Raw genomic sequence first — 24988 nt, forward strand, 5'->3', positions numbered from 1 at the left:
CAGAACTCGCAGACAGGACGCACCCATGACGCACCCCGAACCGGTGCCTTCCGCATCGAACCATCGAAGTCCGGCGCGAGCCGCGCTGGAAACAGGACTCCGCCTCGCCATGGCGGTTCTGCTCCATGGACTGCTGCTCGCCGTCCCCGCCGAGGCCGAGTCCCTGCGGTTCGCCCTGGTCGCCAAGCGCAACGACCAGCACCACTGCATGCTGAGCGGGAAAGGTTGTGCCGAGGCCGCCCAGGCCCAGGGCGATACCTGCCTGTTCCTGGGCGCCCCCGGATCGCCGCATTTCCGGCGCCAGAACAAGGCCCTGGAGCAGACCCTCGCCCGCGACCTGGACGGCATCGCCCTGGCGGTGACGCACTCGAAATGGCTGGCCGAACACGCCTTGCAGGGGATAGGACGAGTGCCCCTGGTCACCTTCGAAACGGATCTGGAACCGGCGGAACGGCACTTGCGCAAGGGCTACGTCGGGCTCGACAACCTGGCCTTCGGCCGCCGGCTGGGCGAACTGGCCCAACGCTTGAGACCGCAGGGCGGAAGGCTGTGCATCCTGCAGGACAACCTCTGGAGCACCAATCAGCACGAGCGTCTCCAGGGAATCCGCCAGCGCCTCGGCGGTGCCGCGGGCACCGGGGTCACCGACCAGTTGCACGGCGAGAACGGCTGGAGCGAACCCCACCGCTGTCCGCTGAATCGCGCGGAGACGCCCGAGAACGCCGTGCTGCAACTGGCCGACCTGCTGAGCGCCGACCAATTCGACGTCATCATAAGCCTGGGCATGTGGCCCGTTTACAAGGTCGATGCCTACCGCCGGCATATCGGCCCGGCGCTCGCCGAACTCGAGAAGGCAGGCAGGCGCCCCGTCATCATCATTGCCACGTCCGAGCCCGACGCGGCGCAGCACGCCCTGCTCGACGAAGGGCTGGTACAGGCCTATGTGGACATGAACAGCCGCGAGATCGGTCGCCAGAGCTACTGGATGCTCAAGCGCCTGACGCGGGGCGAGAGCGTTCCCGAGCAGGTGCTGGTCGACCACTTCAAGGTCTATCTGCCCCGCTCGTCGCCGGAAATCCGTGCGGCGCCTTGAGAGTCCAGCGGTCTTCGCGGGCAGCGGGGGCAGTGTCCGGCCCCGCCGGAAACGGAACGGGCCACCCGAGGTGGCCCGTTCCATGCGTTCGAAACAGCGCTCAACTGAGCAGGAACAGCCCGAACAGGCCGCCCAGCACGCCCCACTTCAGCGTGTAGTAGAGGTTGCGGCTACGCTTTTTCAGTGCCTTGCCCTGCAGGCGCAGCCAGTACAGGTACTTGAAGGCCTGGTTCACCCCGCCGGTCTTGTCGCCGGCATCGTTGGGCGAGCTGGCGGCGGCCATCACCGTGCGGCTGAACCAGCGGTTCAGCGCGGTCGCCCAGCCATACTTCAGGGGGCGCTCCATGTCGCAGAAGAAGATCAGGCGATCCTTGTCGGTGGTGTTCTCCACATGGTGGATGTAGGTCTCGTCGAACACCACCGCCTCGCCGTCCCTCCAGGCGTAGGTCTGCCCGTCGACGCTGATGAAGCAGCCCGGATCGTTGGGGGTGGACAGGCCCAGGTGGTAGCGCAGCGAACCGGCGTAGGGGTCGCGGTGGCGCACCAGCTTCGAGTGCGCCGGCATCAGGGTGAACATCGCCGCCTTCACCGAGCCGACCTCCTGCAGCAGCGCGGTGGTCTTCGGACACAGCTTGCTGGCCGAGGGATGGCTGTCGCCGTACCACTTCAGGTAGAAGCGCTTCCAGCCGCTCTTGAAGAAGGAGTTGAAGCCGGCATCGTTGTAGGTGTCGGAGCGCTTGATCTCCCCGGCCTGGAACAGCGCCAGCGCCTCTTCGCGGATACTTTCCCAGTTGTCCTGGAAACGCTTCATCTCGGGGAATTCGTCGGGCGACAGGTAGGGCCTGTTGGGAACGCTGGAGGTCAGGTACAGGAGAGTGTTCAGCGGTGCCAGGAAGCTCGAGTGATCGGTGATCTGGCGGGTGAGCTTGTGGCGGACCCGGCCGCGCAGATGCACATAGCCGACGGAAAAGACCAGAACTGCAAGGATGAGGTACTTCACGGCGCTTAGGATTATGTCTGGAAAAAGAAGGAGACCCATGCTACGCCGGACAGCACCGAGATGCCATCGGCCAGGGGGACGGGCGCCCGTGCCGTGCGGCCGTCCGCGCCCGGACGGGGAAGCGGCATGCTGCCCGAGAGCCTGACCCGCTATTCCGACCTGTCGGTGATGCTGCCCGCGGCCGCGGCGATCGCGCTCTGGCTGCTGGCGGGAAGATCGCCGCGGGCGCTGGCGGCCTGGCTGGTCACCCTGCTCGCCTGCTACCTGCCGGTCGCCGCGAGCAAGCTCGCGTTCAAGGGCTGGGGCCTGGGCATACGCTGGCTCGATCTCACGGTCATCAGCGGCCAGGCGACGAACGCGACCCTGATGCTGGCCGTCCTGGGCAGCCTGCTGGTCCGCCGTTTCCGTCCCGCCTGGCGCTGGCCCGCGACCCTGGCGGCGCTGGCCGTGGCCTGGTGGTACGGCCTGTTCCAGATCGCCGCCGCCTCGCATCCACGTTCCGAAGCCATCGCCGGCTGCCTGCTCGGCACGTTCGGCGCCCTGCTCTTCTTGCGCTATCTCGACAGGCTCGCGCCGCGCCGCGTCCCGACCGGCCTGCTGGTCCTCGGCCTGCTCGCCATCGGCGCCGCCACCCAGGCCCCGCGGCTGCCGGTCGAAGTCTGGCTGGACCGCCTGGCGATGTCCCTGTCCGGCCGCCCGGTGGCCTTCGCCCCGGCCGACTGGCGCGAGCCCGAACCGGCGCCCTGAACGGGCATCGACGCCCGCCGGCGCAGCGGTCGCGAGCGTCATACAAGCGTCATGGATTTGTCGTGCAATACCGGCCATCGAGATATGGCACTTTGCCTTACCCTGCGAAAGGGGCTCTTCCATGACCGTCACCGAGCAGTTGAGCGCCCTGGACCTGATCCTCGCCCAGGGCACCCTGAATACCCTGTTCCAGCCCATCCTCAGCCTCTCCGAGCAGCGCATCCACGGCTACGAGGCCCTCAGTCGCGGCCCCTCCAACAGTCCCCTGCACGCGCCCATGCCGCTGTTCGGCGCCGCCCGCCACGCCGGCCGCCTCGGCGAACTGGAAGCCCTGTGCCGGAAGAACGCCTGCCGGCGCTTCCGGGAACTCGACCTCGGCGGCCGGCTGTTCCTCAACGTCTCGCCGGAGGTGCTGCTCGAACCGGAACGGCGCACCGGGCACACCCTGGAACTGCTGAACGAGTTGGGCATCCCGCCCCACAAGGTGGTGATCGAGCTGACCGAACAGACCCCCATCAAGGACTTCGCCCTGCTCGACGCGGCGCTCTACTACTACCGCGCCATGGGTTTCTCCATCGCCCTCGACGACCTCGGCGCCGGCTACGCCAGCCTGCGCCTGTGGTCCGAGCTGCGTCCCGACTACGTGAAGATCGACCGCCACTTCATCGACGGCATCGACCGCGACCCGCTCAAGCGCGAATTCGTCGACTCCATCCTGCGCATGGCCAGGGCCTCCCGGGCGCGGATCATCGCCGAGGGCATCGAGCGCCCGGAGGAACTGGCCACCCTGGTCGAGATGGGCGTCGACCTGCTGCAGGGCTACCTGTTCGCCCGCCCCACGGAGCGCCCGGCCAGCGAACCCTGCCAATGCCTGCCACACCCCAGGCCGGCCGGCGCGCTGCCCGCCGAGGACGACGCGAGCCTCGCCGCGCTGCTCATCGAACAGCCGGGAGTGGCCGACGGCACGCCGGTCGCCGAAGTCCTCGAACTGTTCCGCCGCCAGGCCTCGCTGAACACCCTGGCGGTCCTCGACGCCGAGCGACGGCCGATCGGCGTGGTCCAGCGCCACGCGCTGTCCAACGTCATGCTCAAGCCCTTCGGCCCCGAGCTGTTCGCCCGCAAGCCGGTCCGGCGGCTGATGGACGAGGATTTCCTCGCCGTCGAGCAGACGCATTCCCTGCAACAGATCAGCCGCCTGCTGACCGGCCGCGCCCGCCAGAGCATCGAGGAAGACTTCGTGATCACCCGGGACGGCCGCTACCTGGGCATCGGCCGGGCCATCGACGTGCTCAGGCTGATCACCGAGCAGCGGCTGCAACAGGCGCGCCACGCCAACCCGCTGACCCTGCTGCCGGGCAACGTGCCGATCCAGCAGTGCCTGACCCGCCTGCTGCAGAACCCGCGCGAAGCGCTGGTCTGCTACGTCGACATCGACCACTTCAAGCCGTTCAACGACTGCTACGGCTACGCCAAGGGCGACGAGGTACTGCTCGACCTGGCCCGCTGCCTGGCCGAACAGATCGACCCGCAGTGCGATTTCCTCGGCCACATCGGCGGCGACGACTTCCTGCTGGTGCTGACCTCCCCCGACTGGCGACGGCGCCTGGCCCGCCTGCAGGAGGAATTCCCGATGCGTTGCCGGCGCCTCTACCGCAGGGAGCACCTGGAGGCCGGCCGCTTCGGCAGCCACGACCGCCAGGGCCACCGGCACGAGTTCCCGCTGCTCAGCCTGTCGCTGGGCGCCGTCCACCTGTTTCCCGAAGCCTGTACGCAACTGAACGCCGCGCAACTCGCCGAGCTGGCCTCCGGTGCCAAGCGGCGGGCCAAGGCCCTGCCCGGCAACAGCCTGGCGGTGATCGACACCCGCCGGCTGGCGCGGGAGCCGGAAGGCTTCACCTGATCCACGCCGCGCCCGGCTACGTGCGGGCGAGCCCGGCTCCGGCGCGTTCGCCGCCGGGCCGGCGAAAAACAGAAGGCGCCGGCCCGATCCGGCGCCGCACACCAGTCGTTACGGAGAACTTCATGCAGGACTTCTTGCGCAATCTGAGCATCAGGGCCGTGGTCACCACCACCCTGATCTGTTTCACGCTCCTGATCGGCCTCGTCGCCGCGCTGGGCTACACCGGCACCGACATGGCCAACCGGGCTCTCGAAGACCGTACGCGCACCGCCACCCGCATCGACCTGCTGCGCCAGGTCGACACGCTGCGCCTGAAGGTCTTCGCCCACCTGGAGGCCTACGGCAAGATGAGCTCCGTCGGCCTGGTCGGCATGGTCGAGCGGCAGCGGCAGGAGGTCGAACTCAAGGAGCTGCTCGGCACGGCCGGCACGTCCCTGACGGCCTTCAAGGCCCTGCCGCCGTTCGCCGAGGAGGACGGGCGCCAGCGCCTGGAAAAGGCGGCCGCCGACCTCGAAGAATCCCTGGCGGCGCTCGACAGGCAACTGCTGGCCTGGAAGGAGGACGACAGCGGCACCTTCGACCAGCTCGAGGACGACATGATCTTCAAGCGCGGCCCCCAAGTCGCCCAGGGCCTGGCGGAAGCCATGGCCTTCCTCGAAAGCCACGGCGCGCGGCAACTGGACGACTATCACGCCAGCCTCGAGGGCTTCGCCATCGTCGGCGGCGTCGCGCTGGCCATCGCCCTGTTCCTGATCCTGGCCCTGCGGGCGATGCTGATGGGCTTCGTGGTCCGTCCCGTGCACGAGGCGGTGGAACATGTGCAGCGCCTGGCCCGCGCCGACCTGTCGCAGCCGATCCCGATCACCTCCAACAATGAAATCGGCCAGTTGCTGCGCACCCTGTGCGAAATGCGCCTGAGCCTGGCGCGGATCGTCACCAGCGTGCGCGCCGGCAGCGGCTCGATCCTGGTCGGCGCGCAACAGATCGCCAGCGGCAACGCCGACCTGTCCTCGCGCACCGAGCAGCAGGCCGCCTCGCTGGAGGAAACCGCGGCGAGCATGGAGGAACTGACCGCGACGGTGAAGCAGAACGCCGACAACGCCCGCCAGGCCAGCGCGCTGGCCAACGACGCCTCGGGCACCGCCGGTCAGGGCCGCGAGGTGGTCGGCCGGGTGGTGGAGACGATGCGCGAGATCAGCGACAGCTCGGCGCAGATCGCCAAGATCGTCGGGGTCATCGACTCGATCGCCTTCCAGACCAACATCCTGGCCTTGAACGCCTCGGTGGAGGCGGCGCGCGCCGGCGAGCAGGGCCGCGGCTTCGCCGTGGTGGCCGGCGAGGTGCGCAACCTGGCCGGCCGTTCGGCGGAGGCGGCGCGGGAGATCAAGGCGCTGATCGAGTCCTCCGGCAAGCGGGTCGGCGACGGCTCGCAACTGGTCGAGCAGGCCGGGCGGACCATGGAGGAGGTGGTGAGAGCGGTGCAGCGGGTGACCGACATCATCGACGAGATCTCGGCGGCCTCGCACGAACAGAGCGAGGGGATCGCCCAGGTGAACACGGCGGTCGCGCAGATGGACGAGGTGACCCAGCAGAACGCCGCGCTGGTGCAGGAGGCGTCGGCAGCCTCGGCCTCGCTGGCCGAGCAGGCGCTGCACCTGGAGGAGGCGGTGGCGGTGTTCCAGTTGGCCATGGAAGCGCCGCACGCGGCGCGGCAGGAAATCCCGGAACGGAACGACGCCGCGCCGGAGCAGCGGCCGGCGCTGCCGAGAGCAGCCGCCAGCCCGGCCCTGAGCGTCGCCGGAGGGCAGTGGGAAGCGTTCTGAAATAACCGTCTCCGCGCCACGCCAGGCAATAGCCAGGACGAACTTATGGAAATCGGTGCGAACCAAAAACCGAATTCGGAGACAAATCATCCAATTGCTCGCCGTGTTTACTGCTGTCCGGGAAGACCTGCGTGCAAATCCAGCCGTACCGGAGAAAACAAGGAGACCGCGCCATGAAAGTTCTCATAGCCAGCGCCACCGGAGTGGCCGCCATCGTCGGCGGCATCTATCTGCACGAACAGGCCCGCCAGGAAAGCCAGGAACTGTACGAACAGTTCGCGGCCAGCATGGTGGCCCGACATGACGGCATGATCTGGAACGCCCAGATGGGCAGAGTCTGCGACCTGGAGTTCGACGGACGCTCCGGCGACGAAGGCATCCGCCGCTACCTGGCATGCGAAGAACGCATGCTCGATCCGGCGGAACTGCGCAAGTCCCTGGCGTTCGACTCCTGGCTCAAGACCTGCAGCGGCATCGAAGACCTCGACCTGCTGACCAAGTGCTTCGCCCAGGCCGTCGACCGATCGGTCGAGGGCATCGGAAACGCCCGCACCACGGCCTCGGCGTCCGAGCGCAAAGGCTTGTAAGACTCGTCCATGACCCGCCCCTTCCCCAACCCCTCTTCCGTTCACGGAAGAGGGGTTGGGGGAGAGGACCGGGCGCGGGCTTGCTCCACCCCCAGGCGAATCCGCTCCAGCACGGCCTCCGTCTGCTGCAACGCCTGGTGATTCCAGAAACGCAGCACCGTGAAGTCCCGCTCCCGCAGCCAATCGTCCCGGCGCCGGTCATAGGCCACCTGCCCGGCATGCTGGCCGCCATCCAGTTCGACGATCAGGCGCAGTTCCATGCAGACGAAGTCGACGATGTAACGGCCCAGCGGCGCCTGCCGCCTGAATTTCAGCCCCAGAAAGCGATGGGCACGCAGGTGATACCAGAGGCGCTGCTCGGCCTCGGTCATCCCGCGCCGCAACGCCCGTGCCCGGTCACGCATTCGCTCGTCCATGAACCGCCCTCTCCCCAACCCCTCTCCCGCACGCGGGAGAGGGGCTATTCGTGCCGAATCCGGCCTGTGCCCATTCATACCGGATCATCCCTCTCGTTCACGGGAGAGGAGCTATTCGTGTCAAATCCGGCCTGCGCCCATTCGTACCGGATCGCCCCGCACAACTCTCCGCCCCCGTTCACGGGAAAGGCGCTATCCGTGCCAAACCCGGTCTATGCCCATTCGCACCGGCTCGGTCCCGCACGACTCCTCCCTCCTGTTCACAGGAAAGGCGCTATCCGTGCCAAACCCGGTCTGTGCCCACTCGCACCGAATCGTCCCACACGACGCCCCTCTCCCGTTCACGGGAGAGGGGCCGGGGGAGAGGGCCGCCCTTCCAACGCCTCCACCAGCCCGCTCCTGCGCTCCACCTGACGCCTCACCGCCTCGTCGAACACCCCTGGGCGGCTCTCGACCAGGCTGAACCAGTGCCGCGCGCGGGTGATGCCGGTGTAGATCAGCTCCTTGGTCAACACCGGGTTGAGGGTGTCGGGCAGGATCAGCGCGGTGTGGGCGAATTCCGAGCCTTGGGACTTGTGCACGGTCATGGCGAACACCGTCTCCACCGCGCTCAGGCGGCTGGGCAGGACCCAGCGCAGCCCGCCCGAGCCGTCGTTGCGCGGAAAGACCACGCGCAGCACCGTCTGCGGCTTCGCGCCGGGCTGCTCGGGCGGTTCGGGCAGGCGCAGGGCGATGCCGATGTCGCCGTTCATCAGGCCCAGGCTGTAGTCGTTGCGGGTCATCAGCACCGGACGGCCTTCGTACCAGCCCTGGTCGCCGTCGAGCAGGCTGCGCCGATGCAGGGCCGCGGCGATCCGCGGGTTGAGCCCTTCCACGCCCCAGGGCCCCTTGCGCACGGCGCAGAGCAACTGGAATTCGTCGAAGGCCTCGAGCACCGCTGCCGCCCAGTTTTTCCAGTCTTCATGGTCGGGCGGGCAATCGGCGGCCGGGCGCGACTCGCGCAGCAGCTTGAGGTAATGGGCGTAACCCTGCGGCCTGGACTCGCCCCGCGCCGGCAGGCCGTCGAGTGCCAGGCGCTCGAACGCCCGGTCCGCTTCGCCGCGCAGGCGCAGCACATGCAGATCGCGGCCGCTCTCGGCGAGGATGGAGCGCGCCTGCGCCGCATCGCGGCAGTTGACCGCGCGGGCCAGGCGGCCGATGCCCGAGCCGCCGCCGAAGCGCCGCGAGTGGCGCAGCATCACCGTGCGCTGGGCCAGTGGCCGGCGTTCGCCGTCGCCTTCGCGCAAGGCGGGATCGGCGAGCGGTTCGCCGCCGACCGCCTCCAGCCAGGCACGGGTCTCGGCGCCGTAGAAACCGCCTTCGGCGTCGCGGCACAGATCGCCGAGCAGGGCGCCGGCCTCCACCGAGGCGAGTTGGTCCTTGTCGCCGAGCAGGATCAGCCGGGCGTGGCGCGGCAGGGCGTCGAGCAGGCAGGCCATCATCTCCAGATCGATCATCGAGGCTTCGTCGATCACCAGCACGTCCAGCGGCAGAAGGTTGCCGGCGTGGTGGCGGAAGTGGCGGCTGTCCGGCAGGCTGCCGAGCAGCCGGTGCAGGGTGGTGACCTCGCTGGGGATGGCCTTTCGCAGCGCGTCGTCCACCGCCAGCGAGGCGACCTGGGCGCCGATGGACTCGGTCAACCGCGCGGCGGCCTTGCCGGTCGGCGCGGCGAGGCGGATGCGCAGCGCCTGGCCGGCCTCCAGCGCCGGCCCCTGCAACAGCGCCAGCAGGCGTACCACGGTGGTGGTCTTGCCGGTGCCGGGACCGCCGGTGATCAGGCTGAAGCTGCCGCGCGCGGCCAGGGCGCAGGCGAGTTTCTGCCAGTCGGTCCGGCGCTCGCCATCGACCACCGGCGGCTCGGGAAAGAGCCGGGCCAGGCGGACGGCGAGATCGGCCGGCAAGGCCGGCGCATCCCGCAGGCGCGCGCCGATCGCCGCCGCCACCGCGCGCTCGTGGCTCCAGTAGCGGCGCAGGTAGAGGCGTTCGCCGGCGAGCACCAGGGGCGCTGCCTCGCCAAGTCCGTCGACGGCCACCAGGCGGCTGGCGGCCAGCGCCGTTCGCCACTGGCTCGGCACGACGCCGGCGAGAATCTCCGAGGGCAAGAGGCTGGCGCGCGCGGCATCCTCGCCTTCCGGCGGCAGCGACAGGGCGAAGTCCGGGCTGACCAGGGTCGCCGCCAGGTCCAGGCAGACGTGGCCATGGCCGAGCTGGTGGCTGGCCAGGGCGCAAGCGAGCAGCGCCAGCGGCGGGCAGGACTCGTCCAGCTCGCGGAAGAAGCCGGCCAGGGCGCGGTCCAGGGCGCGCAGCCAGCCGCGCTCGACCCAGGCGTCGAGCAGCGCCAGCAGGCTCTCGGCATCGCGCAGGGCGGCCGACGGCGCCGCGCTTTCCAATTCCAGGGGCAGTTGTTCGCTCATGCCTCGGCCTCCTTCTTGCCCTCGAACAGCGCATCCAGCGTCTCGATCAGCTCGCGTGGCGGGCGCACCCAATGGATGCCCTGCCCCGCCGCGCGGCTGCCGCGCAGGAACAGGCAGAGCGCGCCGCCCAGGTGCGCGTCGTAGTCGTAGCCGGGCAGGCGCGCCCGCAACTGGCGGTGCAGGGCCAGCAGGTAGAGCACCGACTGTAGGTCGTAGCGGTGGCTGGCGGCGGTCGCCGCCATCGCCTCGGCGCTGTAGGCGGCATCGCCCTCGCCCAGCCAGTTGGACTTGTAGTCGAGCAGGTAGTAGCGCCCGCCGTGCTCGAACGCCAGGTCGATGAAGCCCTTGAACATGCCGTTGAGCCGGTCCTTCGCCAGTGCCGGACGCGACAGGCCGGGCAGCACCCGCTCCTGGACCAGTTCGTCGATGCGGCGCACGTCGACGGCGCGCGCCTCGAACCAGAACTCCAGTTCGGGCTGGTACTGGCCGAGCCCGACCAGCGCCACGCACCGGTCCCCGCCGAGCGCCAGGGGCCTGGTCAGCAGGTCGAGCAGCCAGTCGGCCAGCGGATCGATCCACTCGGTCATGCCACGCAACTGGCAGCGCCGGGCGATCAGCTCGCGCAGCCGCGCGGGCTCGGCGGCCAGCGCGGCGAAGCCCTCGCGGCCGGCCATTTCCAGCAGGCCGTGGAGGAAGGTGCCGGGATTGGGGCCGCGCGGAAAACGATGCAGGGTCGGCGTTTCGCCCGCGCGCAGCGGCACGAAGACGCTCTCGCGCTCGTCGTCGGCGACCTTCTGTGCCGCCGGGCTGTCCGGCGCGGCGTCGTCGAAGCGGCTGGCCGGTATCTGGCTGTCGGCCAGCCTTTCCTCGCCGGCGCCGATGCGCAGGGCGCTGTAGGAGGCGATCCACCAGTGCTCGGCGGCGCTGCGCGCCGGGGTGCGCCATTGCGGCTTGCTCCGGGCGACGGCCTGCTCGACGAAGCGCTCGCCGCTGGCTTCGGGCGCCTCCAGCACCGCGCTCTCACCCGCCACGTCCAGCGGCGCGAGCCAGTCGGCCAGGGCGGCGCTGCGCTCCAGCGGCACAGCGCCGCCGAGCAGATAGCCGAGCGCCGAGTCGTGCAGGCGCGATTTTCTGGCATTGCCGACGCAGAGGTCGGCGACGCCCAGCCAGCAGGCGTGGCGGGCGCGGGTCAGAGCCACGTAGAGCAGGCGCAGTTCCTCGCCCAGGCGCTCGCGGTCGGCACGCGCCACCTCGTCCTCGCCCGGCGTCAGCACCAGCCGGCGGCGCTCGCCGTCGTACACCCACAGCGGCCTGCCGCCCTCCACCGCGCGGAAGGCGCAGACGAACGGCAGGAACACCAGCGGATACTCCAGACCCTTGGATTTGTGGATGGTCACCACCCGCACCAGCGCCGCGTCGCTCTCCAGGCGCAGCACCTGCTCCTCGGCGACCTGGATCTCGCCGGCCAGCAGCTCGGACAGATGGCGGATCAGCGCCTGCTCGCCGTCCAGCCCGGCGGCGGCACGCTGCAGCAGCTCGGCCAGATGCAGCAGGTTGGTCAGCGCGCGCTCGCCGTCGGGGCGCGCCATCAGCCGCTGCGGCAGATCGAAGTCGTGCAGCAGTTGGTGCAGCATCGGCAGCACGCCCTGGCGCTGCCAGCGCTGGCGGTAGCCGCGGAACTGCATGACGCGCCTCTCCCAGATGCGCTCGTCGCGGTTCAGTTCCTCCAGCTCGGCCAGCGCGAGGCCCAGGCTGCGGCTGGCCAGGGCGGCGCGCAGCGGGCGGTCGACGTCCGGTTCGGCGCAGGCGCGCAGCCACAGCAGGAGGTCGCGCGCCTCGGGGCTGGCGAACACCGAATCCTTGTCCGACAGGTAGACGCTGCGTACCCCGCGAGCGGCCAGTTGGCCACGGATCGCCTCGGCCTCCTTGAAGTCGCGCACCAGAATGGCGATATCGCTGGGGCGCAGCGGCTGCAGCCGCCCGTCCCGGACGAAGCCCGCCCCGCCCCGCTGGCCGAGGTTCAGCAGGCGGACGATCTCGCTGGCGGCGCGTTCGGCCATCTGCGCGCGGTAGGCGCCGCCGGGCAGCGGCGCCTCGTCCTCCAGATGCCAGAGATTCAGTGCCGGCTGCGCATTGCCCCCGATCTGCCAGACCTCTTCGCGGCCCTGCGCGCCCACTTCGAGAAAGGGCAGCGGGTTGGTCGTGCCGTCGCGGAACAGGAAGGCGCCGTGCCCGGCTTCGCGCCGCTCGGCCAGGCGGAATACCCGATTGACCGCGGAAACCAGCGCCTGGCTGGAGCGGAAGTTGGTTTCCAGGTTGTAGTGGCGGCCCTCGGTGGCCTGGCGGGCGCGCAGGTAGGTATGGATATCGGCGCCGCGGAAGGCGTAGATCGCCTGCTTGGGGTCGCCGATCAGGAACAGGCCGCAGTCGGCGCGGTTGCTCGCGATGGCGTAGATGCGGTCGAAGATGCGGTACTGCAGCGGGTCGGTGTCCTGGAACTCGTCGATCAGCGCCACCGGGAACTGGCCACGGATCAGCTCGGCCAGGCGCCCGCCGTTGTCGCCCCGCAGGGCGGCGTCGAGGCGGCTCAGCATGTCGTCGAAACCCATTTCGGCGCGCCGGCGCTTTTCCTGCTCGAAGCGCAGGCTTACCCAGGCGGCGGCATGGCGCCGGGCCGGCTCGTCGGGGCCGGACAGCGTCCTCAGGCGCGCCGGCAGCGCGCGCATGGCCTCCAACGCCGGATGGCGCGGCGACTCGCCCTTCCAGGCCTCGGCCAGGCCCTCGGGGGTCAGGCGGGCGAAGCCGCTGCCGAGGTCGAGGTCCGTCCCGTCGCCAACGGCCCAGGCGCGCAACTTCTCGCACCAGGGCCGGTAGTAGCGCGCCTGGATCTTGCGTCCGTCCACCCGTTTGGCCTGCACCGCCGCATCGAGCAACGCTTCCAGCTCGTCGGCCCAGGCGTTCCAGCCTTCCTTCAGCCGGGCCAGTTCGCCGGCCTGCTCGGCCAGCGCCCGCTCCAGCAGCGCACCGAGCGGCTCGGCCGGCAGCGGCTGCGCCTCGCCGAGCAGCGGGCCCAGCTTGTCCTTGAGCAGCGCATCCGGATGCCCCCAGTGCTCCATCACCCAGCCCAGCGCCGCAGCGGAGAGCGGGTAGCAGTGCTGGCGCCAGTAGTCGCGCACCACCTCGGCGAGCAGTTCGCCGTGGTCGGTCTCCAGGGTCTGGGTGAACAGGCTGCCGCTGTCGAAGGCGTGCTCGCGCAGCATGCGCTGGCACCAGCCGTGAATGGTCGACACCGCCGCTTCGTCCATCCACTGCGCGGCGATGTCCAGGCGGCGCGCGCAGGCCGGCCAGCGCTCGGCGGAAAAGTCGGCGCGCAACTGCCGCAGCAGACCGTCGCCCGGCGCCTCCTCGCGAAACACCTTGGCCGCCTCGACCAGCCGCGCGCGGATGCGGTCGCGCAGCTCGCGGGTGGCGGCGTCGGTGAAGGTCACCACGAGGATCTCCGGCGGCAGCAACTCGCGGGAAAAGCCCGCCTCGCCGCCATGGCCGAGCACCAGGCGCAGGTAAAGGGCGGAGATGGTGAAGGTCTTGCCGGTACCGGCGCTGGCCTCGATCAGGCGGCTGCCGTGCAGCGGGAAGCGTAGCGCCAGCGGGCGCTCGGCGGTCGGCGGCTGGCTCATGCGCGGTCCTCCTCCATGAGTTCCGTGGGCTTATGGTCCAGCAGCGACTGGTACAGGTCGCGGCTCCATTCGTAGAAATCGCGATCGGCGATCAGATCGTCGAAGGTCGGATACTGGCGCGCCAGGCTGGCGCTGCCGGCCAGTTCGCCGGAACGGTTGTAACCGCCTTCGTAGGCTTCGCGGGCGGCCTTTTCCGCCGTGCCCCCCTCCTCGTCGCCCTCTTCTCCGGAATTCAACCAAGCGATGGCGGTGTTCAGCGCCACCGGCAACGGCGCCTCCAACCCGGCGCGCCAGGCCTCCAGCCACAGGCGGAGGATCGCCTGCGCCCGTGCTTGCTCGATGGGCGCGAACTCGAGGCTCGCATCCTGGCCGACCAGCAGGCTGGTCAGCGGCGCACCGCAGGCCGCGGCGGCGACATGCGCCACCCAGGGCCTGAGCAGGCGGTGCCATTTCCAGTCGTCCTTGCCGCGCTTGAGCTCGCCGGGCTGCAGCTCGATGCGCGCCAGCGCCCCGCCGGCGTTCTCGCGCAGGCCGCCGAGCCAGCCGGCCAGTTCGACGCCCTCGTGTTCGAACCACAGCGGCTTGGGCGATTCCAGCCGCGTCGACCACAGGGAGCAGAGGCTCTGGTAACGCCGCATCTGCTCCGGCAGCGGCTTCAGCAGTTGCTCGCGCAGGCGCTCGCCGAAGCCGGCCAGCGGCAACCGGCCGCTGCGCTGCAGGCGCAGGGCGGCGGCCTCCAGCGCCGCCTCGACCCGCGCCGGATCGTCTTCCAGGGCCAGGCTGGCGGCGTCCAGCAGGCTCTGGCGCAACTGGTGCAGTTGCAGACCGTCGAGACCGAAGGGTTCCTCGTCGAGCTGCGCCTGCATGCTCTCGTCCAGATGCACCTTGAGGCGCTGGGTGAAGAAATGCTTGACCGGATCGCGCAGGAAGTTCTGCAGGGTCTCCAGGGCCAGCGCGCCGTCCGGCTCGAACGGCGGCAGCGCCCGCGCCGCGCCGGCCGGCGCGTCCCGGCGGTGCAGCGCGGCCCATTCGCGGGCGTAGCTGAACAGGGCGTCGTCGCCCTCGAAGTAGCGGCGGCTGAACGGCTGCAGCGGGTGCTCGGTGGTCAGCGCCGCGAGCAGCCTTTTCGCTTTGTCGGCCTCCGAATCGCTCGCCTCATGGTATTCCTCCGGCAAGCGCCAGCCGCTGGCGAGATGGTCGCGCAACTGGCCGACCAGCACCGACGCCGGCCGCTCGCAATTGTCGCGGACGCTGCGCCCCACCCAACTGACGTAGAGCTGCTCGCGGGCGGCGAGCAGGGCTTCGAGCAGCAGGTAGCGGTCGTCCTCGCGGCGCGAGCGGTCGCCCGGACGGTAGTCGCCGGCCATCAGGTCGAAGTCCAGGGGCGTCTGGCTGCGCGGGTAGTCGCCGTCGTTCATGCCGAGCAGGCAGACCACGCGGAACGGGATGGCGCGCATCGGCATCAGGGTGCAGAAGTTCACCGCGCCGGCGAGAAAGCGCTGGCTCAGGCGGCCCCGGTCCAGCAGGCCGAGCCAGGCCTCGCGCACCACGCCGAGCGGCAGGGGCTCGTCCAGGTCGACCCCGGCGCACAGCTCCAGCCATTCCTCCAGCGCCTCGCCGAGCTGGCCGAGCAGGGTTTCGTCGCGTTCGCTCCGGGCCAGGAAGAAATCGCCCAGCATGGCCTGCAGGATGCGTCCCCACTCGGCCGGCGCGACGGGCCGGGCCAGGCGCCGGTGCAGGTCGTCGAGAGCCTCGAGCAGGCGCACCAGCGGACCGATCAGCACGGCCTCCAGACCGCCAATCTCGTCGAAGGGTTCGATGCCGGCGCAGGGCGCGCCGCTGCCCACCGCGTAGCCGAGCAGCATGCGCCGCAGGCCGAAGCGCCAGGTGTTCTGTTCCAGGCCCGCCGGCAGGCCGAGGCCGGCGCGGCGCTCGGCATCCAGGCCCCAGCGGATACCGGCGCCCTCGATCCAGCGGCGCAGGGTCGGCAGGTCGCTCTCCTCGATGGCGAAGCGCGCGCGCAGCGCCGGCACGTCGAGCAGGTCGAGCACCTCGCTGACGGTCAGCCGGCCTTCCGGCAGTTTCAGTAGCTGTTCGACGGCGATCGGCAGCGGATCGCAGCCGCGCTGCCCCTGGTCGGCGAGGCTGAAGGGGATGTAGCGGTCGTCGTCCCGGGCGTACTGGCCGAACACCGCCTGGATGTGCGGCGCGTAGGCGTTGACGTCCGGGACCATGACGATCACCTCGCGCGGGCGCAGGCCGGGGTCGGCGGCGAAGCGCGCCAGCAGTTGGTCGTGGAGGATCTCGACCTCGCGCTGGGCGCTATGAGCGATGTGGAAACGCAGCGAGCGGTCGGCCTTCGGATCGACCAGCGGCCACTCCTTGCGGGTTTCCTCCAGGGTGCGCAGGTGGAGGATGTCGTCCTGCAACTGGCCGAGCAGGTGTCCGGGCCTGGGACCGTCCTCCTCGTCGAACAGGTCGATGCGCCCGCCGAGGCTGGCGAAGCGCTCGCGGTAATGCTCGGGATCGTCGTACCTGTCCAGCAGGTTGATGTAGTCGCGGCCCTGCTTGCCCCAGGCGGCCAGGAGCGGATGGGCGTGCTGGTGCAGGTCCTCGGCGGACAGCCCCGGCGCCATACCGTCCTTGCGCCGCTGGCGGCGGTACTGGTGGCGCAGCAGGTCCTGGTCGGGAACTATGTCGCCCCAGTGGTACCGGCAGGGGTTGTGCACGCAGAGCAGCACCTGGCTGAAGCGCGCCAGGGCGGCCAGTGCCTCGAGAGCCTGCGCCGGCAGCGAGGAGATGCCGAACACCATGACCCGCCGCGGCAGGCCGGGCGGCGGCGCATCGAGGCCGCGCAGGCGTTCGACGAAACGCAGGTGCACGCCGGCGCGGCTGGTGGCCACCGTGTCCCGGCCGACATCCGCCAGCAGGGCGCGCCACAGTGCCGGCTGCCAGCGCGCCGCCTCGTCGAGCGGCCTCGCCCCGTCGCGCGAGGTGCGCAACCGGTCGTGGCCCTCGGCCCAGTCGGCCAGCCAGTCGGCACGGTAGACCTGGTACTGGTCGAACAGATCGGCCAGGCGCTCGGCCAGTTGGTGGCGCTTGCGCAGGTCGGAGTCGTCTTCGAGGAAGCGGCGCAGCGGAGCGAACGCCTCGCCTTCCAGCAGGTTCGGCAGCAGGCGCATCAGCCGCCAGGTCAGCGGCGCCTTGTCCAGCGGCGATTCGCGGGGGATACCGGCGCTCCCCAGCACCGCGCGGTAGCTCTGCCAGAGAAAGCGCGCCGGCAGTTCGACGCGGATCGCCGCGGCGATGCCGCAACCGTCCCGCCCGGCCAGCGCCAGCTTCAGCCACTGGACGATGCCGTTGCTCTGCACCAGCACCACCTCGTCCTCCAGCGGCGCCAGGGGATGACGCCGCATCCATTCCACCGCCAGTTCGCGCAACGCTTCCAGGCGGTTGCCGTGCACCACCATCAGCCCGGCGCCCAGTCCCTCGTCACCCTGCATGCCCTGCTCCCTCCCGCAAAGAAGGGCGCCATTGTGCCACCCGAAAGCGACGCTGGGTGTCGCGTCCGGCTACTGCCGACGAGGAGAAGCGGGGTCCACGGGCGCTTTACAGGGCGCGACTTTTCTGGCGAGTCACCCAGAACAGGAGCGTGAGGCCTGCGGCGGCGGAAAAGAGCGAGGCGAGGAAGATGCCCAGTTTGGCCTGGTTGATCAGGCTCTTGTCGAACGCCAGATTGCTGATGAACAGCGCCATGGTAAAGCCGATCCCGGCGAGGATGCCGCCACCGACCAGCAGCTTCCAGTCGAGTTCCGGGGGCTTCACCGCGCCCAGACGCAGCGCCAACCAGGTGAAGGCCAGGATGCCGACGGGCTTGCCGAGGGCGAAGCTGACGAACACCGCAACGGTGACGGCATCGCCGAGATCGCCCATGGAGAGCGGCACCCCGGCGTTGGCGAAGGCGAAGAGCGGCATGACACAATAGGCGATCCACGGATGCAGGGCGATCTGGATCCGTTCGGCCGGCGCCAGGGTTTCGCGCGCCGCGGTTTCCGCCAGGCGCAAGGACTGCCGGTCTTGGGTCGCCCCGCTCCCTTCATTATTATTGCCGGCCGGATGGGCGACGACCCGATCGAGAATGCGGTACAGCCGCTCGTCGCTGACCCATCGGCCCGTGGGCGTCATCAGCCCAAGAACAACACCGGTGATGGTCGCATGGATTCCGGAGCGGTCGACGGCGAACCAGATGGAAATGCCGGCCAGGATGTAGAGCGGCATGCTGCGGATGCCGACGTGAGCCATCAGGCGGACCACCACGAGTCCCACGGCCGCGGCAACCAGCGCACTCCACGCCAGGTGGTGGCCATAGCCGATGGCGACCACCAGGATGGCGCCAATATCGTCGACGATCGCCAGCGATAGCATGAATATCCGCAGGCTTTGCGGGATGCGGGATCTCAACAGCGCCAGGCAGCCGATCACGAAGGCGGTATCGGTGGCCATGACCGCGCCCCAGCCCGCCTCGCCGGCCTGCCCCGACTGCAGGAGCAGGTACAGCGCCGCCGGTACCGCCATGCCCCCCAGAGCCGCCGAGACCGACAAGGCGGCCATGCGCGGATGACGCAACTCGCCCAGGACCAGTTCCCGCTTGAGCTCCACGGCGACGAGGAAGAAGAATAGCGTCATCAGCCCGTCACTGATCCAGTCTTTTATGGAGCGAACAAACTCCTGCGAGCCAACCCGGAGTCCCAGCGGGGTTTCCCATACGCCCAGAAAGGCCTCGGCCCAGGGCGAATTGGCAAGCCCCACGGCAGCGATCGTGAAGAACAGCAGAACGGCGGCAGCGACGGCCTCGATGCGTAGGAACCAGGCCAGCGGTTTGGTCAGCCGGTGCACGGACTCATGGGGCAGACGGGCAAAATCGGAGCCTTCCTGCGGGGCTTCGGGCATGGGGCGAATCCTCGGGCGTTGGCTCAGGCAGTCGGGAGTCTACCGGAGTCTTTCGCCTGGCAGGAAAGGTACAGGCGCTCAGGCAGCGCTTTTGGGCTTGAACCGACGGAACCTCAACGCGATGCGGATTGCTGCCGATACGGCTTGTAATTGCCAGGACATTGCCAGGACGCCGCCTCTGTGGGGGTCATTGCTTGGGCTCGTTCTCTTTCGTCGGACGAAGCGAGGCCAACTTCGCATCCGATACCCTTTGCGCTTCCTGAAGGGCGTTCCGCACCTCGCCAAGATCTTCGGCGGCGCTAAGTCCGGCCTGCAGCGCGTTGCTCAACTCGACCACCAACGCGTCCCGGGCGGCCTTGGCCTCGACAATATCCTGGCGGGCGAAGGTTTCCCCCAGCCGAGCGATGGCCTCGGTCGTGGTTGATCGATCGTTCTCTCTGGCAGCCGCCGTGAGTTTGACTTTCAGCTCTTTCGGAAGACGAAGATTGAAATGCGAGTCTGTTCGGCTCATGCGGGGCCTCGATGGAGATACGGACTACTTGGGGATTGGCCGCTGCTTGCACAGCGACTCGTCATTCCTGACTTTTCCGTTCAGTATGGCAACCTGTGCCGGGAAATGCGGCCGGGCTGATCTACGGTCCGGGTCCCGGGGCAGGGCACGTGCAATGCGGCCTGGCTGGCGCTCAGGCAAGGCCGAGGGTTTGTGGTCGCACTATCCTGTGCATAAAGGCCGTTACCGATGTCCAACTCAAGCGAATACCGATTGCTGAATGCATCGCCTATGGAGGTGCACGGTATGTATCACGGTGAAAGGTTCAACGCCTGGACTCATCTGGTCGGTGCGATCCTGGCCCTGGTCGGCATGATCTGGCTGCTGGTGGTGGCGAGCCTCGACGGCACGCCACAGAAGATCGTCGCCAGTGCGATCTACGGCGTCACCCTGCTCTCGCTCTACATCATCTCGACCATCTACCACAGCCTGCGCGGACGGGCGAAGACGATCCTGCGCAAGCTCGATCACCTTTCCATCTACCTGCTGATCGCCGGCAGCTACACGCCCTTCTGCCTGGTGACCCTGCCCGATGCCTGGGGCTGGTCGCTGCTGGCGATCATCTGGGGCCTGGCGCTGTTCGGCATGCTGCAGGAGTTCAAGCAGCAGTCCGAGGCGCGGATTCTCTCGCTGGTGATCTACGCGGTGATGGGCTGGCTGATTCTGGTGGCGGTCAAGCCGCTGCTCGCCAGCCTGGGCAGCGCGGGCTTCGCCTGGCTGCTGGCGGGCGGGATCGTCTACACCGTGGGCATCGTCTTCTTCGCCTTCGACGAACGTTTCCGCCACTGGCACGGCATCTGGCACCTGTTCGTCATGGCCGGCAGCCTGCTGCATTTCGTGACGATCTTCTTTTATGTGGTGTGAAAGAGCGGCGTATCCGGCATAACGATCCAGCCGGGCACCCGCCAGGACGGACATGGCCACCTCTCGCGGATCGCGGACCGTGCCTATGGCCGAATGCCGCTCTCCGCCAGCCAGGCTCGTCCGGCCTCCGTGGCCAGGTAGGCCTGCTCGGGATGGGTATAGCGGAGCAAGCCCTTGCGTTCTCAGATGGCTGGTCTTGAGCGCCGTCACCTGCCGACCCAACAAGGTCGCCAGTTGCTCCGCGCTGTACGGACGGATGGCACAGAGCCAGAGAATCACTGGCCAGAGCCTGTCCCGGCGCGGCTTGGGCGACAATGCCGCAATCGCGGCAAGCAGGGGCTCGGGGAGGTCACTCGCACTCACGCCGACGATCCCGTTCGGAGAGAGGCAGCTTGAACAATTCCGTGGGTGAGTGATTCAGGAGGGAATTGCAAGCCCGAGCCACCCCGGGCTTGCCTGTATATGGAGTTAAAGTTTGATAAAACGGATAGCGGTACCACCGCCAGGCTTCAGATCCAGGCTGAGCACAGTATCTCGACTAACGGTCTGGGAAACGATTTCGATCGCCTCGGGATTATCGCGCCAATCCGCGTTGGCAGCGTCGCGGTAGATCTCGGCACGGTATTGTGCAGCAGGCTCCAGGAACGATAGATCCACCGGCAACATTCTCGCCTCTTCATTCGTAATCGCGCCCAAGTACCAATCGCTGCTGTGTTTATCCTGACGTGCCATAATCAAGTACTGCCCGATCTCACCGGCGAGCGTTTTACTGTCCGACCAGTCCGTTGGTACGTCATCGATAAATTTGAAAGCAGGTTTGCTCTCATAATTTTCTGGCAGGTCCGCCGCCATTTGCAATGGACTGTAAATGGTCACATATAATGCCAACTGATTGGCCAAAGTGCTGGGCACGCGATTGTTGGGTCGATGCTTTTTGTAGTCGAAATTGAAAATACCCGGAGTAAAGTCGGTAGGGCCAGACAGACCGCGGGTAAAGGGAATAATCACCGTGTGATTTGGCAGGTTGCCCGTATCGGGGCTACCGCCGTTGTACTCCATGCCGCGCACGCCCTCGCGTGTCATCAGGTTGGGGTAGGTACGACGCAGCCCAGTATCTTTAACGGTTTCGTGCGCATTCACCATGATGTCGTACTTGGCTGCCGTCTCGACAACTTTCTGGAAGTGGCGCACCATGAATTGCCCTTGATGCGATTCCTTGCCATCCAAGCGAGGACCTACATAGCCCATTTTCACGGATTGAATTCCCTGCTTTTTATAATAGGCAAAGGCTCGTTCCATCTGCTCCTCGTAATGCGCCACACCCGCTGCGGTTTCATGATGGCCGATCAAGCGCAAACCCTTTGACTGGGCATACTCAGTCGCAGCGTCGATATCGAAGCCGACCACAGGCTCATCAAACACAAAGGTTGGTTTGCGACTCCACCACTCACCTTCCCAGCCCTTATTCCAGCCTTCGACCAGCACGCCGTCGATATCATGTTTGGCGGCAAAATCTATATACTGCCTGACGCGCTCCGTAGTCGCACCTTGATCCTCGCCAGGACTCCACGACTTGTTACCGATGTGCATCTCCCACCAAACACCCATGTATTTGCCCGGCTTCACATAGGATGAAACGTCACCGAGCTTGTTCGGCTCGTTCAGATTCAATACCAAATCGGAATTGAGCAAATCAGCGGCGCTATCCGCGATTTGAATCGTGCGCCATGGTGTCTCCAGCGGTGTTTGCGCATAGACACGGGTTCCATCAGCCCAGGGAACCAAATCCGCCTTGAGGGTAATGTGATTTTCGGCGGTATTGCGCAGTGTCATGCCGGCGTAGTCGATGAGCGCTGCTTCGTGCACAGCGATAGCGACATTATCCTCGACTCCGGTGAGAGTTAACGGTGTATGCGCCACATCGATACTGCTGAGCGCAGAATTTAGATATTGATACTCATAGTCTTGGTCACGGTATGCAGGGATCCACCAGGCATGGTAATTCCGTGCAAAGGCAAATTCGGTCAACTCATCCTCAATGGAAAATGTATCCAACTGCTCTTGCTCGGGTATGACATACCGGAAACCGACACCGTCATCAAACGCGCGAAAAACCACTTCAAACTTGCGCTTCAGCCCTGTTTTTTCAGCCAAGTAGAGGTGTAGCTCATTGTGCTCATCGCTCACGGTGGCACGCTCGCCCCAGACTGGTTGCCACTGCTTTCGCACTGTCTCCTTGTCTGCTTTTACAAGCTCCAAATCACCCGCCAGGTCGGGCTGGCCCTTTATCGCGAAGCCAAGCCTGGAGGGTTTGATAATAGCCTTATCGTTAAAGTTGATTGAGTACTCCAGGCCGGCAGGCTGGTTATTCACGATCACCCGAATGCGACCATCCGGCGACAACAATTGTTGCTGATCGACCGGTTCGGCAAAGGCATCAAAGGTAGTGGATAACAAGAAAAATGCTAACAGCTTATGGCGTGAAAACATGTGGACTTCCTATTGTTGACATTATTGGTGGTAACATGCCTGCTTCCTTGCGCATTGCTCTCCCAGGCAGGAACTCAAGCTTGGAGCCGAAACAGTCCCCCAAATAAAATTTGTAACCCGAGCATCGGAAATCTAGCGTGTAAATCAGGGATAGTTTTACTAACGGATGCTCCATCGCTCTTCCTTCTGGAGCAGAGCGAAAGCATGTGAATAACTCCAGACTGGAAGCTAGAAGTGAAATCTCCCGTAACCCTGCAAGCCTTGGTAGGTAAAGCCATGGAAGCCTCGACGCGGAGACGGCGCTTTCAGTTCTGGGGTCTATATTCATCACAAGCCCGATCCATCGCCGTTTCTTGTTGTTTTTGAACTTTGCCGGCCGTAAGCTGTGGCCAACATAATTCTGGCTGGATAAGTTAACGTTAACTTAGCACTCGCAATTTTGTTTGCCAACCCGTTTTCATAGGGCAACCGTGCCAGACTTGCTTCCTGAGTACGAAAAATGCCAGCCATGCCATACTGCAGAGTCGTGGCACCACAAATTGAACTTGCAATGTGCATGGCTAGAACCAGGTTTCCATTTGCATCCCGAGCTGCCAGACACCACCGGACTTGAAACCCTTCTGCCCGAAATCGTCTGTTGTGCTGAAGTCATCGAGATCCTTGCCCCAATTCATATAGGTGGCGAACAGGCGCAGTTCGGGGCGCGTGAAGAAGTCCCCGGTTTCCGCCTTGAAGGTCGGCGCGAAGGTAATCTTCCAGAAATCGCCGTTGGCCGTTTGCCGTCCATCGTAACCACGCGCATCGAGGTCCATGGTCTGCCAGGTAAATTCGTAGAGCATTTCGAAGTTGCTGCTCAGCTCGTTGGCCAGTCGCACGTTGAAGGTCAGATAGTTGTAATCGTCGTCGGGCACATATCGGTTCTTGCTCTTTTCGGCAATCAGGGCCGGCGCGATGCGCCAATCGTCGTTCAGACGGGTATGGCCATAAATCGCCAGGCGCAGCGTTTCGGCTTCATCGAGCAGTTCGCCATCGCCGCCGATGGTATTGACCTCCCCTCCCAGCCCCTTGCCGTACAGCAGCGCGGTCTTGAAGAAGCCTTCAGCACCGAAAAAATCCGGCCGGTGATAGGCGAACATGCCATGCCAGCCCTTTTCACCGGGACTGAACCCCGCCTTGTTCACTCGGCTGTCCTCGTCGGATAGCTTCCTCTTGTCACCGTTCAGCTTGTCATTGTTCTGGCCCGAAGAAATCGCGCTCAGCATGAGTTGCCAGCGATCGTCATCGAAATACTGGTTGAGGGTGGCGACATAAGTCCTGATGTCCTTGTTCGTCTCCGTGCCGAAATCGCCGTAGGAGCGACTCATCAGCGAGGCATTGAGGCGCCAGCCGTCGGTCGGCCGCACGTCGTAGATGCCGCCACCGGTTCCGGCCAGGAAAACAATGCCCCGGTCGAGCCAGTGGATGTCGTAATTGTCCCGGTCGAAGCGCGTGCCGGCCCAGATGGTGGCGTCGCGCAACATGGGAATGTCCTGGAACGACGCCAGATTGCCGAGTTCGGCATATACCTGGCGAACGTTGAGCGAGCTATCGCCCGAGGTCCAGTCGTTGGGGGTTTCCACCCCATCGGCGATCGCAAACATGTACTTCGAGCGCGTGCCGTTGCTGGCCTGGGTTTCCTTCGAGAATTTCGCCTCCACGTAGGTGTCGACCTCATTGCCGAGCCGGCCGACGGACCCACCTATCGAGCCGGCGGGGGTCACGTTGGGGCCACCACGACCGCCGCCGCTTCCATTGGTCATCATGCCGGAACGGGCATAGGCGCCAAAGGAGAAGCCCTCCGTCAGGTCCTCGATCGAATCCACCGAAGACGCCAGTGTCGAGGTGCGGGTCTCCAGGGACTGCTGGCGTGCCTCGATCTGGGCGACTCGCTCGCCGAGCGACAGCTGTAATTGTGTGGGCAACGAGGAATTAACGGCGAACTGTCTGTCGAGCCGCTCGACCTCCCTGCGCAATCGAGCGGCATCGGCCTCGGCTGCCGCCGCCCGCCTCTCGGCGGCGATGGTCCTGGCCTCGAGCCGGGCGAGGCGCTCCTCGACGCTCGGCGCCGGTGCAGCCAGGAGATGGGTGGAGAGAAAAAGCAGGGAAAAGCCAGCCCAGTGGCGACAGGCCGCGGAATGCATGGGTAAACCTCTTGTTCTTGTAGTAGGTACTGCCAGGACGCCTGCGAACCGGCCATCCCCTCGCGCGCCGCAGGCGACCCGGAAGGCCCGGATCGGCAAGTCCCTGCTGCGCACCGGGCAACGGAAAGCGGCCCTTCGCGACGTCCTCAACGCCTGCTCACGCTCCCCCGACCGAACGATTACGCTTGACAGCAAGCTGGCGGGAATAGCGTAATACGCCTCGATGTTAACGTTACCTCAAATAAAAACAAGAGGGTT

General features: G+C 66.7%; 15 protein-coding genes. 6 read left to right on the forward strand and 9 right to left on the reverse strand.

Going from position 1 to position 24988, the window contains the following annotated elements:
• Positions 1 to 109 precede the first annotated feature (109 nt).
• A complete protein-coding gene (locus AVCA_RS23570; RefSeq protein ID WP_236616315.1) occupies positions 110 to 1093 on the forward strand; it encodes a substrate-binding domain-containing protein in 984 nt (327 codons plus the stop codon).
• Positions 1094 to 1193: 100 nt separating this feature from the next.
• Here the strand turns inward: AVCA_RS23570 and lpxO are convergent, their stop codons facing one another.
• Complete coding sequence (gene lpxO, locus AVCA_RS23575) at positions 1194 to 2093, reverse strand: lipid A hydroxylase LpxO (RefSeq protein ID WP_012703594.1); 900 nt, start codon at positions 2091 to 2093, stop codon at positions 1194 to 1196.
• A 126-nt stretch (positions 2094 to 2219) separates the two neighbouring features.
• Between lpxO and AVCA_RS23580 the strand changes: the two genes are divergently transcribed.
• From AVCA_RS23580 to AVCA_RS23595, 4 genes are all read left to right on the forward strand, one after another.
• A complete protein-coding gene (locus AVCA_RS23580) occupies positions 2220 to 2840 on the forward strand; it encodes a hypothetical protein (RefSeq protein WP_012703595.1) in 621 nt (206 codons plus the stop codon).
• Positions 2841 to 2961: 121 nt separating this feature from the next.
• A complete protein-coding gene (locus tag AVCA_RS23585; RefSeq protein ID WP_012703596.1) occupies positions 2962 to 4740 on the forward strand; it encodes a bifunctional diguanylate cyclase/phosphodiesterase in 1779 nt (592 codons plus the stop codon).
• A 122-nt stretch (positions 4741 to 4862) separates the two neighbouring features.
• Complete coding sequence (locus tag AVCA_RS23590) at positions 4863 to 6563, forward strand: methyl-accepting chemotaxis protein (RefSeq protein WP_012703597.1); 1701 nt, start codon at positions 4863 to 4865, stop codon at positions 6561 to 6563.
• A 173-nt stretch (positions 6564 to 6736) separates the two neighbouring features.
• Complete coding sequence (locus AVCA_RS23595) at positions 6737 to 7150, forward strand: hypothetical protein (protein WP_231876334.1); 414 nt, start codon at positions 6737 to 6739, stop codon at positions 7148 to 7150.
• 41 nt (positions 7151 to 7191) lie between these two features.
• On the opposite strand, the gene AVCA_RS23600 is transcribed toward AVCA_RS23595, so the two are convergent.
• From AVCA_RS23600 to AVCA_RS23625, 6 genes are all read right to left on the reverse strand, one after another.
• A complete protein-coding gene (locus AVCA_RS23600) occupies positions 7192 to 7554 on the reverse strand; it encodes an endonuclease domain-containing protein (RefSeq protein ID WP_012703599.1) in 363 nt (120 codons plus the stop codon).
• 353 nt (positions 7555 to 7907) lie between these two features.
• Entirely contained in the window at positions 7908 to 10019 is a 2112-nt protein-coding gene (gene recD, locus AVCA_RS23605; RefSeq protein WP_012703600.1) for an exodeoxyribonuclease V subunit alpha, read from the reverse strand.
• Entirely contained in the window at positions 10016 to 13696 is a 3681-nt protein-coding gene (gene recB, locus AVCA_RS23610) for an exodeoxyribonuclease V subunit beta (protein WP_012703601.1), read from the reverse strand. Before recB ends, recD begins: the two co-directional genes overlap by 4 nt.
• The gene (recC, locus tag AVCA_RS23615; protein ID WP_012703602.1) at positions 13693 to 17199 is read right to left on the reverse strand and encodes an exodeoxyribonuclease V subunit gamma; all 3507 of its coding nucleotides are present in this window, start codon (positions 17197 to 17199) and stop codon (positions 13693 to 13695) included. The genes recB and recC overlap by 4 nt, the downstream gene beginning before the upstream one ends.
• A gap of 106 nt (positions 17200 to 17305) precedes the next feature.
• Positions 17306 to 18646 (reverse strand): Na+/H+ antiporter NhaA, encoded by a 1341-nt coding sequence (nhaA, locus tag AVCA_RS23620; RefSeq protein WP_012703603.1) that lies wholly within the window; start codon positions 18644 to 18646, stop codon positions 17306 to 17308.
• Positions 18647 to 18833: 187 nt separating this feature from the next.
• On the reverse strand, positions 18834 to 19157 hold the full coding sequence (locus tag AVCA_RS23625; protein WP_012703604.1) for an Arc family DNA-binding protein: 324 nt from the start codon (positions 19155 to 19157) through the stop codon (positions 18834 to 18836).
• 285 nt (positions 19158 to 19442) lie between these two features.
• On the opposite strand from AVCA_RS23625, the gene trhA reads away from it, so the two are divergent.
• The gene (gene trhA, locus AVCA_RS23630) at positions 19443 to 20060 is read left to right on the forward strand and encodes a PAQR family membrane homeostasis protein TrhA (protein ID WP_012703605.1); all 618 of its coding nucleotides are present in this window, start codon (positions 19443 to 19445) and stop codon (positions 20058 to 20060) included.
• A 468-nt stretch (positions 20061 to 20528) separates the two neighbouring features.
• On the opposite strand, the gene AVCA_RS23635 is transcribed toward trhA, so the two are convergent.
• On the reverse strand, positions 20529 to 22550 hold the full coding sequence (locus AVCA_RS23635) for a glycoside hydrolase family 97 protein (protein ID WP_012703606.1): 2022 nt from the start codon (positions 22548 to 22550) through the stop codon (positions 20529 to 20531).
• A gap of 560 nt (positions 22551 to 23110) precedes the next feature.
• Positions 23111 to 24730 carry a carbohydrate porin gene (locus tag AVCA_RS23640; RefSeq protein WP_012703607.1) on the reverse strand — a complete coding sequence of 540 codons (1620 nt, stop codon included), beginning with the start codon at positions 24728 to 24730 and terminating at the stop codon, positions 23111 to 23113.
• Between the last annotated feature and the right edge of the window lie 258 nt (positions 24731 to 24988).

This window comes from Azotobacter vinelandii CA, from assembly GCF_000380335.1.
Classification (GTDB): Bacteria; Pseudomonadota; Gammaproteobacteria; order Pseudomonadales; family Pseudomonadaceae; genus Azotobacter; species Azotobacter vinelandii.